The organism is Labrys sp. Lb11 (assembly GCF_057554225.1).
In genome coordinates this window covers 1,049,386-1,064,341 of record NZ_BAAJOT010000001.1, presented here as the reverse complement: position 1 = coordinate 1,064,341, position 14,956 = coordinate 1,049,386, and the positions used below count along the sequence as shown (strand labels likewise).

The following is a 14,956-nucleotide window of genomic DNA, read 5'->3' as shown; positions in this document are numbered from 1 at the left end:
TCCGAGCCGCTATGGCAGCATGTGCGCCAGCGCGGCTTCGACCGGCCGGCTCGAAATCTGCATCGCCCCGTCGAACGGACCGTCCAGCTCCAGGATCAGGAAGATCGAGGAGCCGATGGCGAGCGCGCAGACCAGGAAAGCCGCATACACGGTTTCGTTGCAGGGCGCGTTCAGTCCGAAGCTGGCGAAGATGGCGGTGACCCAACACACGAGGATGACGATCATGACCGGCCGCACGCTCGGCTCCGACCGCTCGATCGACAACCAGCGCTGGCGCATCAACGAAGTCGAGACCTGCAAGGCCTGGTCCGCGAGCCAGCGCTGGTCGGGATTGGCCGGCGCCAGGGCGCGGATCGCATCCCGCACCCCTTCCAGCATCTCGCCGGCCTCGCGATGCTCGACCAGGAACGGGCTGGCGCCCTGGTCCGGCCAGGTGTTGTGCAGGAAGGTGCGGGTGTAGTCGCGTAGCTGGCGCCGCGCCACCAGCGCCTCGTCGCCATAATTGCGCAGGGCGGTATCCAGCATGGTCAGGTCGGCGCTGTAGGCGCGCACGGCCGTGTCGCTGTTGTCGAAGGAGGTCTTGACCGTGGCTATGAGCAGACCGAGGACAAGCGACGCCAGCACCGACAGCATGCCGGTGCCGAGCCGGATCACGTCCTGCGTGTCTTTCGTCATATGCGCCTGCGGCAGCAACCGGGTGAGATGCAGCCCCGCCAGCCCGCCGGCGAAGACACAGGCCGTGACCAGGAAGCTCGTTACGAGCACGTTCATCGACATCCCATTCCGTTCGACCGCCGATCGCGGCGGCCCCGGGCTCCCCGGGCCGCCATGGCCGCGCCTGCCTCGGTCAGGCCGCCCCGCCGCGTGGTGCGCGCGGACAGGGGCGTGCCGAAGCGCGCCTCGACCTCGCGCCCCAAGCAGGTTCGAGAGAGAACCTGCCTGCATTTGTGAGTCGGACCAGCATTGTTTTTGGATTGAGGATGCAAAATCAATCGTGGCGAGAGCACGAGAAGCGCCTAGTAGGCCAGCGCAATGAAATTGCGGACGACGGTCGAGGTCTCGCCACGGCGATAGGCCAGCGCCAGTTGCGCCATCGGCGCCTCGCCCTGCACGTCGCGGTAGACGACTCCGGTGACCTGCAGTTGCCGCATCGATGCCGGGACCAGGGCGACGCCGAGCTCCGCCGCAACGAGGTTGACGACGGAGCTCATCTGCGGGGCCGACTGGCCGAGGATGGGCTCGAAGCCTGCCCGCCGGCATGCTGCGATCACCGTATCGTACAGCGTCGGCCCGACGGCGCGCGGGGTGAGGATGAACGCGTCGTTGCGCAGCAAGGCGAGATCGATCTCGGCGAACGCAGCCGCCGGATGGCCCGACGGCAAGACGACGAGCATGGGCTCCAACGCCAGGCGGCGCACGCGCAGATCCTCGCCCTCCGCCGATCCCGAGCGCAGGAAGACGGCGTCCAGCTCGCCATCCCTGAGGCGGGCGATCAGGCGGGTGGTGTTCGCTTCCTCGAGCGTGAGGTCGACGTCCGGATAGGCGCGACGGAAGGACCTGATCGTCGACGTCACCGCCGGATTGAAGGGAGCCGAGCCGGTGAAGCCGACACGGAGCGATCCGACTTCCCCGCGCGCGGCACGCCGGGCCGCGCGCACGGCACGCTCGGCCTGAGCCGGCATGCCCCCGACATGATCCAGGAAGGCGCGGCCCGCTTCCGTCAATTCCGCCCCGGACGGAATGCGATGGAACAGCGCGGCTCCGACCTCGGCCTCCAGATCCCTGATCTGTTGGCTGAGGGGCGGCTGGCCGATGCCGACCCGAGCCGCGGCGCGGGTGAAGTTCCGTTCTTCCGCGACGGCCAGGAAATAGCGGATGTGGCGCAGCTCCATCAGTGCCAAAAGCTATCGAGAAAGCCAGCATCATATATTGGACCGGCGGTCCATGCGGCGTCAAATATCCCGCAGCATACGAGATGGCCGCGATGGATGCCCGTTCCAGCAATGAAATCTCAGCCGGCTTCGGCAGCGGCATGACCGAGGGCGGCCCCTCCGGCGGACGGCGGCGGCAGCCGGCGCCTTCATGGATCGAAAGCGGCTCGCGTGCCTATCGGCGCACCAGCCTCGCCCTGTTCCTGGCCGGCTTCGCCACCTTTTCGCTGATGTACTGCGTGCAGCCGCTGCTGCCCGCCTTCACCGCCGAGTTCGACATCACCCCGGCCGAAAGCTCGCTGGCGCTCTCGCTGACGACCGGCTTCCTGGCGCTGTCCATCCTGTGCGCCGGCCCGCTCTCCGAGGCGCTGGGCCGCCGCGGCCTGATGTTCGCGACGATGGGCGGCGCGTCCCTCCTCAACATTGCCGCGAGCCTGGCTCCGAGCTGGCATGCCCTGCTTGCCGCCCGGGCGCTCGAAGGGGTCGTGCTCGGCGGCGTGCCGGCGGTGGCGATGGCCTATCTTGCCGAGGAGATCCACCCGAGCGGTCTCGGCTCGGCCATGGGCCTGTATGTCGGCGGCACGGCCCTCGGCGGCATGATCGGCCGCGTCGGCGTCGGCGTGCTCGGCGAGTTCAGTTCCTGGCGCGTGGCGCTGGGCACGCTTGGCGCCGTCGGCATGCTGGCAGCGATCGGCTTCATCATGCTGCTGCCGCCATCCCGCAATTTCGTCCGGCGGCCGGGCTTCGACGCGAGGTACCACCTCGGGGCTTGGCTCGGCCATCTGGCCCACGGCAGCCTGCCCTGGTTGTTCCTGATCGGCTTCCTGGCGATGGGGGCCTTCGTCACGGTCTACAATTATGCAGGATTCCGGCTGGCGGCGCCGCCCTACGACCTCAACCAGGCGCAGGTCAGCCTGATCTTCGTCGCCTATCTGTTCGGCGCCGCGGCATCCTCGGCGGCCGGCGTCCTGGCCGACAGGCTTGGGCGCGGCAGAGTCCTCCTCGCCGGCATCGCAATCGCCGTCGCCGGACTCGCCCTGACGCTCCTGCACGCCCTGGCCGGCGTGATCGGCGGCATCGTCATCCTGACGGTCGGGTTCTTCGTCACCCATTCGGTGGCCAGCGGCTGGGTCGGACGTCTGGCGACGAACGCCAAGGGCCATGCCGCCTCGCTCTATCTCCTGGCCTATTATCTCGGCTCCAGCCTGATGGGCTCGGCCGGCGGCTGGTTCTGGGCGGAAGGCGGCTGGCCGGCCGTCGCGACCTTCACGGGCGCGCTGTTCGTCGTGGCATTCGTTGCCGCGCTCCGCCTCGGCAACCCGACGCCGGCACGGCGCCGGGACCATCGCTGAGGCGCGAGCGGACGGAGCGGCCGTCGCCTATGGCGTCGCTCCCGGCGTCGGCTTCATCTCGCCGAGCATGGTCGGGATCAGCTCCGACACGGTCGGATGGATCGGCACGGCGCGCTGGAGCACGGTGTAGGGCAGGCCGGCATTGACGATGTCGAGGACGCCGTGGACCGCCTCGTCGCCTCCCGGCCCGAGAATGGCGGCGCCGAGGATCTTCTGCGTGCCGGCGTCGACGACGACCTTCATGAAGCCCTGCGTCTCCCCCTTCTCGACCGCCCGGCCCACCCGCGTCATCGGCCGGAAGCCGACGAGCAGCGGCCGGCCGGTGGCATGGGCCTCGGCCTGCGTCATGCCGACCCGACCGAGCGGCGGATCGACATAGAGTGCATAGGCCGGCACACGCTCGCTGACCCGGCGCTGCTCGCCGTCGAGCAGGTTGGCGGCGACGATCTCGAAGTCGTTGTAGGCGGTATGGGTGAAGGCGCCGCGGCCGTTGCAGTCGCCGAGCGCCCAGATACCGGGGACATTGGTGGCAAGGCCGTCGTCGACCGTGATGAAGCCGCGCCCGTCCGTCGCCACGCCGGCCCGGTCGAGCCCGAGATCGTCGGTGTTCGGGCGCCTGCCGACGGCGAGCAGCGCGTCCGAGCCGACGACCTCCGGCTCGCCCTCGCGGCAATCGAGCCCGACCGCCACGCCGTCGGCATGGGGCGCGAAGCGGATGCAGGCCGCGCCGGTGCGCACGGCGATGCCCTCGCCCTCCAGAATGACACGAATGGCCTCGGAGACATCCTCGTCCTCGCGGGCGACGAGGCGCGGCCCCTTCTCGACGACGGTGACGGCGGCACCGAAGCGGCGATACATCTGAGCGAATTCGAGGCCGATATAGCTGCCGCCGATCACCACGAGATGGCGCGGCACCCGGTCGAGCCTGAGGATGGAGGTGTTGGTGAGATAGGGCACCGTGTCGACGCCCGGCATGTCCGGCACGACCGCACGGCCGCCGACATTGACGAAGATGCGCGGCGCGGTCAGGACCTCCTCGCCGACGCGCACGCTGTCCGGTCCGATGAAGCGGGCATGACCGGTGAACACCGTGCAGCGGTCCATGCCGCGCAGCCAGCCTTCGACGCCGGTGCGGGCGTTGCGCGACACCGTGTCGGCGCGGGCCTTGACCCGGGCCATGTCGATGCGCACCGGCGCGTCGAGCATGACGCCGTAATCGGCGCCGCGACGCACGAGATGGGCGGCATAGGCGCTGGCCACCAGGGTCTTGGTCGGCATGCAGCCGGTGTTGACGCAGGTGCCGCCGAAGAGCTTGCGCTCGACCATCGCCACCGACATGCCGGCGGCGGTCAGGCGCCCGGCGAGGGAGGGGCCGGCCTGGCCGGCGCCGATGATGATCGCGTCGAAGCGGCTCATCGGACCGCCGCCACCGTCAGCAGCGCCACCACGACGGCGACCGCATCCTCCAGGAAGGCGGCCGGACGGTCGCTGCCGAAGGCCTCGGCGAGCCGCCCGCGGGCCGCCCGGCCGCCGAGCGTGCCGATGACGGCGCCGACCACCCCGGCGACCGCCCCCGGCCAGAGCGCGGCGCCGGACACGCCGATCGCGGCGCCGGCAACCGCGCCCACGACGAGGCGCGTGCCGAACTGCACGGGCACCGTGCGGCTCGGCGTCGAAGGCAGCTGGTCGGTGACGAACTCGGCGAGGGCGGCCAGCGTCAGGATCCAGGGCGTCCAGGCGTAGCCGAGGAAGGCGAGCCATGTGCCGCCGAGGTCGATCCAGCCCAGATGCGCGGCCCAGCTGACCGCCGCCGGCGCCGTCATGGCGCGCAGGCCGGCAACGATGCCGATAAGGCAGGCGAGGAGCAGGGGCATGGACGGTTCCTCTTACCGCATGGCAACCAGCATCGCCGGTTTCGGCGGGAAAGGAAATGGCCATCATGCACTGTCGCAGCGATCCCGATGCGCGGCCGCTGTGTCACGCGACAAAGGCCAGGCACGGGTGGCGGTCAAGGCGACGCCCCCGCAATCGTCCAGGCCAGGCTTGTCCCGGCCAGGACGGAAGTCTCGCACCAAGGATTCTTGCGGCCGCGTTACCCGTGACGATCGTCAGACGAAGACCATGCCGCCGTCGACCAGCAGCGACTGGCCGGTCATGAAATCCGAATCCGACGAGGCCAGGAAGCGGGCGACGCCGACGAGGTCGTCCGGCTGGGACGAGCGGCCGAGCACGGCCGTCGCCGCGAACTGGTTGAAGGCTTCGTTCTCGCCCTTGGTCAGGCCGTGATCGCGGAAACCCTTGTCGATCACCTTCCACATGTCGGTGGCGACCACGCCGGGGCAGATGGCGTTGACGTTGATCTTCTGCGCGCCGAAGGCGCGCGCCGCTGCCTGGGTCAGGGCAACCACGCCGAACTTGCTGGCGCAGTAATGGGCCAGGGGCTCATAGCCCTGCTTGCCGGCGATCGAGGCCGTGTTGATGATCTTGCCGCCGCCGCCCTGGGCGATCATCGTCTTGATCGCTTCCTGCATGCAGATCAGCACGCCGAGCGCGTTCACGTCGGTGACGAAGCGCCAGTCGTCCTCGGTGATGTCGAGGAAGGGCATGGTCTGGGCCACGCCGGCATTGTTGAAGATCACGTCGAGCCGGCCATGCGCCCTTACAGCCTCGTCGATCATGTGCCGCACGCCCTTGCGCTCGCGCACGTCGACCGTCACGGCGATGGCCGCGCCGCCGGCCGCCCGGATCTGTTCGGCGGTCGAGCGGGCATTGTCCTGCGACGAATCCGCGATGGTGATCAGGCCGCCGTCGGCCGCCAGGGCATGGGCGATGGTGGCGCCGATGCCGCGGCCCGCGCCGGTGATGACGATGCTCTTGCCCTTCAGATTTGTCGGCATGGCATATCCTCCTTTCGGCCGCCGAGACGCGGCCGTTGCTGTCTGGTGGGTGGATGGAACGGCGGGAGCCTGCGGCTCACCCGCCGATATGGTGAAGCAGAAGCTCGTTGACCCGGTTCGCCTTCTCCATCTGCACCATGTGGCCGGCACCGTCGATGATCTCGGCCCGCGCCCTGGCGCCGAGCGCCGCGGCATGAGCGGCGGGGATGATGCGGTCGGAGGCGCCCCAGACGACCAGGGTCGGCGGCGCGGCGCCAAGGCCGGAGACAAGGGCCTCCGCCTGCCGGCCGCCGGCGAACAGGTTCGACGACAGCGCCGACAGGGCGGCCTCGACCCCGTCGAGGCGTTTGTACTTCAGCACGTCGTCGATGAGCTGGCGGCTGACCAGGCCCGGATCGAAGAAGAGCTGCTCCAGCACCGGCTTCAGCTCGCGGCGGCTGTTGATCGTGGCGAAGCCGGTGATGTAGTCGCCGTTGATCTCCGGCCCGAGGCCGGCGGAGCTGATCAGGGATAGGGAGCGCACGCGGTCCGGCGCGTCGATGGCGGTACGCAGGGCGATCGCCCCGCCCATCGAATGGCCGACGAGATGTGCCGCCTTGATGTCGAGCGCATCCATGAAGCCGATCAAAGCCTGCGAAAGGCCGGCCAGCGTCGGCTGCTTCAGCGCCTTCTCCGACTGGCCGTGCCCGGGCAGGTCGAGGGCGTAGACGGTCGCCTTGGCGGCCAGGGCGTCGATGTTGAACAGCCAGTTGTCGAGGTCGCCGCCGAAGCCATGGACCAGGATGACGGTCTCCGCCCCATCCCCGCGCTTGGCGTAGCGCAGCGTGCCGGCCGGCGTTTCGACGAAATGATAGCGTGGCGCCGCTTCCGCCTCCTCCTCGTCGTCGCCGGCGGGAGCAACATAGCCGGCGACGAAGGCGTCGATCTCGGCATCCGGCACGTCGTCCTCGGCCAGCACGCCGAGCAGCGCCTTGACGGGATAGACGGTGTCGGCCTCGCCGACAATGCGCCGGAGCGTGCCGGCGTCGCCCGCCTCGACCACGCCGGCGATCTTGTCGGTCTCGACCTCCAGGATCTCGTCGCCGACGGCGACCCTGGAACCGGCGGGCATCAGCCAGCCGGTCACCTTGCCCTCCGACATCGACAGCCCCCATTTGGGCATGACGATCGGCTTGATGCGTTCCGTGTTCATCTGGATCTCCTCGTGGAGTCGCGGGTCGGCGTCGGCCTCGGCGGCTGCCGGACCCGCGACACGGCGTTTGGGAACGATTGGTGCGTCCGGGGCCGTCGGCCCCGGCGATGACGTCCGTGGAAGGCGCGGGCTTCCGGCTCAGGCGGCCAGCGCGCGGGCGGTGGTCCGCGCCGCCGCGGCGGCGATGGCATCGGCGGTCGGGACGTAGATGTCTTCCAGCACCGGCGAGAACGGCACCGGCGTGTGCGGCGCGGTCACCATCTGCGGCGCCGCCTTGAGCGCGCCGAAGGCGTGCTGGGAGACGTAGGCGGCGACGTCGCAGGCGATCGAGCAGCGCGGATTGGCCTCGTCGACCACGACCAGGCGACCGGTGTTCTCCACGCTCTCGATCACCGTGTCCCAGTCGATCGGCGACAGGGTGCGCAGGTCGATCACCTCGGCCTCGACGCCGTCGCGGGCGAGCTTGCCCGCCGCCTCGACGGCGCGGTGCACGGTGAGGCCGTAGCTGACGATGGTGACGTCCCGGCCGTCGCGCACCACGTTCGCCTCGCCGAGCGGGATTGTATAGGACTCTGCCGGCACATCGGTCTCGTGGCCGTAGAGGTTCTTGTGCTCGCAGAAGATGACGGGGTCGTTGTCGCGGATCGACTGGATCAGCAGGCCCTTGGCATCATAGGCGTTGGAAGGACATACGACCTTCAGGCCGGGCACATGGGTGAAGAGCGGGGTCAGCATCTGCGAATGCTGCGCCGCGGCGCGGAAGCCGGCGCCGACCATCGCGCGGATCACCACCGGGGTCGTGGCCTTGCCGCCGAACATGTACTTGAACTTGGCCGCCTGGTTCAGGATCTGGTCGAAGCACACGCCCATGAAGTCGAGGAACATCAGTTCCGCCACCGGGCGCATGCCGCAGGCGGCCGCGCCGATGGCGGCGCCGATATAGGCCGATTCCGACAACGGCGTGTCGAGCAGCCGCCCGCCATGCTTGGCGTGCAGCCCCTTGGTGACGCCGAGCACGCCGCCCCAGGCGTCGATCTCGCCGGGCGTCCCGGCGCCGCCGACAATGTCTTCGCCGAGCAGGATGACGGTGGGATCGCGGCGCATTTCGAGGTCCAGCGCCTCGTTGATCGCCTGTTTGACGCTGATCTTGCGGGCCATGGTTGAATCCTCCGGAAATCTGGGATGTCGGGCTGTCAGTAGGAGGCGTAGACGTCGGTCAGGAGCTCGGCCGGCAGCGGCAGCGGCGCCCCCTTGGCGGAGGTCACGGCATCGTCGATCAGAGCCGCCACCTCGCGGTCGATCAGGGCGAGGTCGGCCGCGCCCAGCACGCCGGCCTCGGTGACACGGGCGGCGAACAGCTTGAGGCAGTCGCGCGTCTCGCGGTTGGCCTCGTTCTCGCCCTTGGCCTTGTAGGTCTGGGCGTCGCCCTCGAAATGGCCGAAGAAGCGGATCATCTTGCATTCCAGCAGGGCCGGTCCCCCGCCCTCGCGCGCCCGGCGGACGATCTCTCCGGCCGCCTCGTAGACGGCGAAGAAGTCGGTGCCGTCGACCGTGACGCCCGGCAGGCCGAAGCCCGAGGCACGGTCGACGTAGGAATCGACGCCGGTGGCGTAGTCGACCGAGGTGGATTCCGCATAGCCGTTGTTCTCCACCACGAAGATCACCGGCAGGTTCCAGACCACGGCGAGGTTCATGCTCTCCAGCACCGTGCCCTGGTTCGAGGCGCCGTCGCCGAAGAAGGTGATGCCGACACCGCCGTCGCCGCGGAACTTTGCCGCCAGGCCGGCGCCGCAGATCAGCGGTGCGCCGGCGCCGAGGATGCCGTTGGCTCCCATCATGCCCTTGGAGAGGTCGGCGATGTGCATCGAGCCGCCCTTGCCGCGGCAGGAGCCCGAGCTCTTGCCGTAGATCTCCCCCATCATTTCATGGACGTCGACGCCCTTGGCGATGCAGTGACCGTGGCCGCGATGGGTCGAGGCGATACGGTCGAGGTCGTTGAGGTGCATCATGATGCCGGTGGCGCAGGCCTCCTCGCCGGCATAGAGATGCACGAAGCCGGGAATGTCGCCCTTGGCGAATTCCACATGCAGCCGCTCCTCGAAATCGCGGATGGTGCGCATGGTCCGGTAGGCCTTGAGGAGCTCCTCCCGGGACAAGGGGAAGGGGTTGTTGGACATGGCAGTTCCTCCTTGGTTCTTCAGGCTGTTGCAAAGTGCCGGCCGCTGGCGCGCATCAGTCCGCGCGTCGAGGCGAAGCGCATCACCGCGGCCACGTCGACGGTGCGGAACGCCCGGTCGACGAGGGTGATGGCGACCGTCTGGTGGCCGTCGAAGGCCAGTTCCCGCTCGCCGTCGAGGGCTATGGCGCCGGCGTTCAGGCTCGGCGAGAACGGCACGCCGGCCGGCATGCGGCGCCAGTCCTCGATGCCGACCGGCTCGACCATGCCCGGCGCGATCGGTGCCCGCAGCACGACAGGGGCAAGATGCGCCGGACCGAGCTGGACCATCATGCCGCCGGGCTCGTCGCGGGCGACCGGCTCGATCAGGCCGGCGATCGCCGACATGCCGATCACCTCCGGGTCGGCGAAGGTGACGAAGAGCTCGCGGAAGGTGTCGGCGCGCCACAGCGCCCTCGCCCCGACATAGCGGTCGGTGACGATAGCGACGTCGACCAGCGCGACCTCCGGCTCGGCACCGTCGACCGCGACCTCGATGGTCTTGTTCAGGGCGAAGGCAATGCCGGCAGGGACGCAGCCCGACACCGACAGGGCCGTCGCCAGCGCGACGATCGTCGGCTCGCGATGCTCGGGGAAGGCGTTGTTGGTCCCGGTGGAGATGCCGGCGATCGGCACGCTGCCGCATTGCGGGACGACGGCGCGGTGCGTGCCGTCGCCGCCGAGCACGATGATCGCCGCGACGCCGGCCTTGCCCATCAGCCGTGCCGCGCGCCTGGTGTCCTCCACCGTGCCCGTGACCGGCATGTCGAGGAAGGACAGCTCGGGAAAGCGCGTCTCGCCGGCGGCGCGGGAGCGCTCGATACCGCGCACGACATGGCCGCGGATGCCGCCCCGCTCCGGCATCATCAGCACCCGTCCGACGCCGCCGGCGGCGAGGGCCGCCAGAGCGCGCAGCACGATATTGGCCCGGTCGGCGATCTGCAGGCTGCTCGCATTGGCCACGACCCGCCGGATGTCGCGGGCCGAGACCGGATTGGCGATGATGCCGACCATGGGCGCCATCTGAGGCGACATCGGCCTTCTTCCCTGGCTGTTTTTCGTTGCCGGAAAGACAGCAAGGACGATGCCAGACTGACGCGAATCCTCAACCTGTTGTTTTTACAGGCGGATAGGCCCTCGCCCTCTCGAACTGTGGCGTGGTGCGCCTGCCGCACCTGTGGCGTCTCATGCAACAGGTGCGGCGTCCTGCCGCACACCCGCTCCGGACAGGCGCCTCGTCATCGGGGAGCACGGACCGGTCCTCGCGCGCGCTCCGACGCTGCCGGATCAATCGCGCCGGTGCGGCGGCACGATGCCGTGGCGGCGCATCTGGCGGTGCACCGTGGTGCGGTCGAGCCCGAGCTCTCGCGAGACGGCCGAGACGTTCCAGTGATGCGCCCGGAGCACGGCCTCGAGGCGCTCGCCCTGCCCGGCCGACTGTACGGCGGCGCAGGAAGCGTATACCGGCGCATGCGACGCGGGCCAGCCGTCGCCGAAGCTCGCGGACCGGACGCTGTCCGGCAGGTCCTCGACCTCGATCAGCCCGCCTCCCGCCACGGCGCAGGCATAGTCGAGCGCATTGATGAGTTCGCGGATGTTTCCGGGCCAGCCATAGGCCTTGAGCACGTTCATCGCCGTCGGCGACAGGCGGGCGGGGGCTCCCTCGCGCTTGCCGAGGAGTTCGCGGATCAGCCATTCCAGGTCGGCACGCCGGCGCAGCGCCGGCAGGGCGAGCACGGCACCGTTGAGGCGGAAATACAGATCCTCGCGGAACCGGCCGGCCTTCACCTCCTCGACAAGGTCGCGGTGCGTGGCGGCGATGACGCGGATATTGACCGGCATCGGCCGCGTCCGGCCGATAGGCGTCACCTCGCGCTCGGCCAGCACGCGCAGGAACCGGGTCTGGGATGCGAGCGGCATGTCGCCGATCTCGTCAAGGAACAGGGTGCCGCCGTCGGCCGCGAGGACGAGGCCCTTCTTGCCCTTGCCGCTGGCTCCGGTGAAGGAGCCCGCCTCGTAGCCGAAGAGCTCTGCCTCGATCAGGCTTTCCGGCAGCGCCGCGCAGTTGACGGCGACGAACGGCTTGCCGGCACGCGCGCTCGAGGCATGCAAGGCCTTGGCCAGGTGCTCCTTGCCGGTGCCGGTCTCGCCATGGATGAGCAGGCTCATCTGGGTGTTGACCAGCTTGGCGGCACGGCCGACAACGTCCTGCATCTGGGCATCGCCGCTGAACAGGGCCTGCAGGGCCTTCGGCAGGACCGGGGCAGGCGCGACCGCCGCGCGCGACGGGGACGGAGCCGGCGGCGGCAGGGTCTGGGCAAACAGGGTGGTGCCACTGGCCACGAGGCGGACGGCGCGCTGGGTCGTCGGCCGCGAATGCGCGAAGCGCGGCAGGTCGTCGACACCGAAATCGAACAGCTCGCTCACCAACCGGCCGATCGGGCCGTGGTCGCCGCGCTGGCGTCCTCCGCGCTGCCCCTCGCGCAGGAAGAGCTGCCGCGCCCGGTTGTTGACACCCATGATGCGGCCGGAGGCATCGACGGCGACGACGAAATCGGGGTCGACATCGGCAAATTCGAGCGAGGCAGACAGCTTCAGGATCCACTGGTCACGGAAGCGGTTCAGCAGGTTGGCGATCTCGATCTTGTGGGCGAAGGACTTGACGAGTTGCAGGGCCAGGAACTGGCTTTCCTTCGGCTCGGGCGAGCGCAAAGCGGAGATGTCGAGCACCGCGGCGAGATCGCCGCTGCAATCGAACACCGGCGCTGCCGTACAGGTCAGCGGGATATGGGTGGCGTCGAAATGGTCGGTCTGGTGCACGATCAGCGGCTCGCCCGTGGCGATGCAGGTGCCGACCGCGCAGGTGCCGGCGTGCCCCTCGTTCCAATCCGCGCCGAGATAGAGGCCGGCGCGCATCAGGTTGTTGTTGAAGGTCGGGTCGCCGATGAAGTCGACGGTTATACCCTTGGCGTCGGTCAGCAACAGGACGTAGCCGAGGCCCGCCACCTGGCGGTAGAGCGTCTCCAGACCGAAGCGGGCGGTGTGGAGGAACTCGTCCATGGCATCCTGATGCTCGCGCAGCAGCGCCCGCGTGACGATGCACGGATCGCGCAGCGTCACCGGGTCGAGCTTGTGCTCGGAGACGCAGCGCAGCCAGGAATCCTGGATGATGGCGTCACGCCGGGTCGCATGGCCGTTCGCAGCGCGCACCAGTTCATGGATGTGCGCCGCCTGTTCCTCTCGCACGACGATCCTCCCAGATCGTTGCTTTCGCGGACTGTCGCGCCGATCGGCCGATATGGCAAGGCGGTCCTCCCGCCCGCCGGTCTTCGCCCATGCCCGCGCCGGGGATGGCGGCCGAGCCGCCCCTCAGCCGGCGGCGGACACCCGGACCAGCAGCTTGCCGAAATTGCGTCCCTGCAGCAGGCCGATGAAGGCCTCGGGCGCCGCGTCGAGTCCTTCGACGATGTCCTCGCGGTAGCGCACGCGGCCATCGGCGATCCAGCCCGCCATCTCCCGGTAGAAGGCCGGCCGCTGGTCGGCGAACTCGCGCTGGATGAAGCCGCGCAGGGTCAGGCTCCTGGACAGGACCTGGCGCATCAGCAGCGGCAGGCGGTCGGGACCGGGGAACGGGCCGGCTGCGTTGTACTGGGCGATCAGGCCGCAGACGGGGATGCGGGCGAACTCGTTCAGCAACGGGAACACCGCGTCCCACACGCCGCCGCCCACATTCTCGAAATAGACGTCGATGCCGTCCGGGCAGGCCCGGTGCAGCCGTTCCGGGAAGTCCGTGGCGCGATGATCGACGACGGCATCGAACTTGAGCTCGTCCCGGACGAAGGCGAGCTTGTCGGGGCCACCGACGATCCCGACGGCGCGCGCGCCCTTGATGCGGGCGATCTGCCCCACGGCCGAGCCGACCGGGCCGCTCGCCGCCGCCACCACGACAGTCTCGCCGGCTTTGGGCCGCCCGATGTTGAGCAGGCCGGCATAGGCGGTGAACCCGGGCATGCCGAGCACGCCGAGCGCCGTCGAGACCGGCGCGGCGGCCGGATCGAGCTTGCGCAGGCCGGCGCCATCGGAAAGAGCGTAGGCCTGCCAGCCCGAATGGGAGAGGACGATGTCGCCGGGCGCATAGTCCGGGTGGCTGGACTCGACGACCTGCGCGACCGTGCCGCCTTCCATCACGTCGCCGACCTCGACCGGCGCGGCATAGGAGCGCGCGGCGTCCATGCGTCCGCGCATATAGGGATCGAGCGACAGGAAGAGCACGCGCAGCAGGACCTGCCCGGCCTGCGGACTCGGTACCGGCGCCTCCTCGAGACGGAAATTCGCCGCGACCGGCGCTCCCGACGGTCGCGAGGCCAGCACGATGCGCCGATTGAGCATGCTGTTCATCGCCGATCTCCCTCGATCAGGTCCGCGCCCCGCCGCCAGCCGGCCGCATCGTCGCACGCGCATCGATCCTGTCCACGAGAAAGTCGATGAACGCACGGATCCGAGCGGCAAGGTGGTCGTGTCCGGCGAACACGGCGTGGACGAGTTCCGTATCCTCTGGATTGTAGGGCTCCAGCAGCGGCACCAGCGTGCCGGCGTCGAGATCCGGCTGGACGTGGAACTGGCCGAGCCGGGCGATGCCGAGGCCCGACAGGCAGAGCCGGCGCATCGTCGGAGCGTTGTCGGTCTGGACATTGCCAGGGACCGGCCTGGCATAGGTCGCTCCGGAACCGGGATCGCGGAACGGCCAGCCATCGGTGCCGCGGCGAAAATTGAACGTCAGGCAATTGTGACCGTCGAGGTCATCCGGCGCCCCCGGCACGCCGTGCCGATCGAGATAGGCCGGCGAAGCCACCAGGACCCGCCGGCTCTCCATGATCTTGCGTGCCTTGAGCATCGAGTTGCGCAGGGGCCCGGAGCGGATGGCGATGTCGGCGCGCTCGTCGTCGAGGTCGGCGACGGTGTCGGTCACGGACAGGTCGAGCTCGACCTTCGGAAACAGGGCGAGGAAATCCGGCACCAGCGGCACGACATGGCGCACGCCGAAGCCGGTCGAGACGCTGACCCTGAGCTTGCCGCGCGGCGCCGCGCCGGCGCCGCCCGCGACGACATTCTCGGTCTCCTCGATCTCGGCCAGGATGCGGTTGGCGCGCTGCAGATAGATCTCGCCCTCCGGCGTCAGCTGCAGCACGCGGGTCGAGCGAACCAGGAGATGTGCCCCGAGCCGATCCTCGATCCGGGTCACAGCCTTGCTGACGGCCGAGGGCGAGAGCCCGAGCCGGCGGCCGGCCGCGGAGAAACTGCCGCTTTCCGCCGCTTCGACGAACACCTCCATCTCGCCCGCCCGGTTGTTCATCGCCGCATCCCGCCTT

13 protein-coding genes are annotated in these 14,956 nt (G+C 69.5%); 1 reads left to right on the top strand and 12 read right to left on the bottom strand.

Annotation, left to right across the window (positions count from 1 at the left end; translation table 11 throughout):
- Positions 1 to 9: 9 nt before the first annotated feature.
- Together AC27L4_RS04955 and AC27L4_RS04950 are read right to left on the bottom strand one after the other, a co-directional pair.
- Positions 10 to 771, bottom strand: a complete 762-nt coding sequence (locus AC27L4_RS04955) for a bestrophin-like domain (RefSeq protein WP_487140861.1) — start codon at positions 769 to 771, stop codon at positions 10 to 12.
- Between the two features lie 245 nt (positions 772 to 1,016).
- The gene (locus tag AC27L4_RS04950; RefSeq protein ID WP_487140981.1) at positions 1,017 to 1,892 is read right to left on the bottom strand and encodes a LysR family transcriptional regulator; all 876 of its coding nucleotides are present in this window, start codon (positions 1,890 to 1,892) and stop codon (positions 1,017 to 1,019) included.
- Positions 1,893 to 1,975: 83 nt separating this feature from the next.
- Between AC27L4_RS04950 and AC27L4_RS04945 the strand changes: the two genes are divergently transcribed.
- Positions 1,976 to 3,283, top strand: a complete 1,308-nt coding sequence (locus AC27L4_RS04945; RefSeq protein WP_487140860.1) for an MFS transporter — start codon at positions 1,976 to 1,978, stop codon at positions 3,281 to 3,283.
- 27 nt (positions 3,284 to 3,310) lie between these two features.
- Here the strand turns inward: AC27L4_RS04945 and AC27L4_RS04940 are convergent, their stop codons facing one another.
- From AC27L4_RS04940 to AC27L4_RS04895, 10 genes are all read right to left on the bottom strand, one after another.
- The gene (locus AC27L4_RS04940) at positions 3,311 to 4,699 is read right to left on the bottom strand and encodes an FAD-containing oxidoreductase (protein WP_487140858.1); all 1,389 of its coding nucleotides are present in this window, start codon (positions 4,697 to 4,699) and stop codon (positions 3,311 to 3,313) included.
- Positions 4,696 to 5,157: a DUF4126 family protein gene (locus tag AC27L4_RS04935; RefSeq protein WP_487140856.1), complete on the bottom strand. Its 462-nt coding sequence runs from the start codon at positions 5,155 to 5,157 to the stop codon at positions 4,696 to 4,698. Before AC27L4_RS04935 ends, AC27L4_RS04940 begins: the two co-directional genes overlap by 4 nt.
- Before the next feature lie 234 nt (positions 5,158 to 5,391).
- A complete protein-coding gene (locus AC27L4_RS04930) occupies positions 5,392 to 6,180 on the bottom strand; it encodes a glucose 1-dehydrogenase (RefSeq protein ID WP_487140854.1) in 789 nt (262 codons plus the stop codon).
- Positions 6,181 to 6,256: 76 nt separating this feature from the next.
- Positions 6,257 to 7,372 carry an acetoin dehydrogenase dihydrolipoyllysine-residue acetyltransferase subunit gene (locus AC27L4_RS04925; protein WP_487140852.1) on the bottom strand — a complete coding sequence of 372 codons (1,116 nt, stop codon included), beginning with the start codon at positions 7,370 to 7,372 and terminating at the stop codon, positions 6,257 to 6,259.
- Positions 7,373 to 7,510: 138 nt separating this feature from the next.
- Positions 7,511 to 8,530, bottom strand: a complete 1,020-nt coding sequence (locus tag AC27L4_RS04920; RefSeq protein ID WP_487140851.1) for an alpha-ketoacid dehydrogenase subunit beta — start codon at positions 8,528 to 8,530, stop codon at positions 7,511 to 7,513.
- A 35-nt stretch (positions 8,531 to 8,565) separates the two neighbouring features.
- Positions 8,566 to 9,549, bottom strand: coding sequence for a thiamine pyrophosphate-dependent dehydrogenase E1 component subunit alpha (locus AC27L4_RS04915; RefSeq protein WP_487140850.1), 984 nt, complete (start codon positions 9,547 to 9,549; stop codon positions 8,566 to 8,568).
- Between the two features lie 20 nt (positions 9,550 to 9,569).
- Positions 9,570 to 10,622 (bottom strand): NAD(+)/NADH kinase, encoded by a 1,053-nt coding sequence (locus AC27L4_RS04910; RefSeq protein WP_487140849.1) that lies wholly within the window; start codon positions 10,620 to 10,622, stop codon positions 9,570 to 9,572.
- 252 nt (positions 10,623 to 10,874) lie between these two features.
- A complete protein-coding gene (locus tag AC27L4_RS04905; protein WP_487140848.1) occupies positions 10,875 to 12,833 on the bottom strand; it encodes a sigma-54-dependent Fis family transcriptional regulator in 1,959 nt (652 codons plus the stop codon).
- 123 nt (positions 12,834 to 12,956) lie between these two features.
- Complete coding sequence (locus AC27L4_RS04900; RefSeq protein WP_487140846.1) at positions 12,957 to 13,985, bottom strand: NADP-dependent oxidoreductase; 1,029 nt, start codon at positions 13,983 to 13,985, stop codon at positions 12,957 to 12,959.
- Between the two features lie 16 nt (positions 13,986 to 14,001).
- The gene (locus AC27L4_RS04895; RefSeq protein ID WP_487140845.1) at positions 14,002 to 14,940 is read right to left on the bottom strand and encodes a LysR family transcriptional regulator; all 939 of its coding nucleotides are present in this window, start codon (positions 14,938 to 14,940) and stop codon (positions 14,002 to 14,004) included.
- Positions 14,941 to 14,956 lie beyond the last annotated feature (16 nt).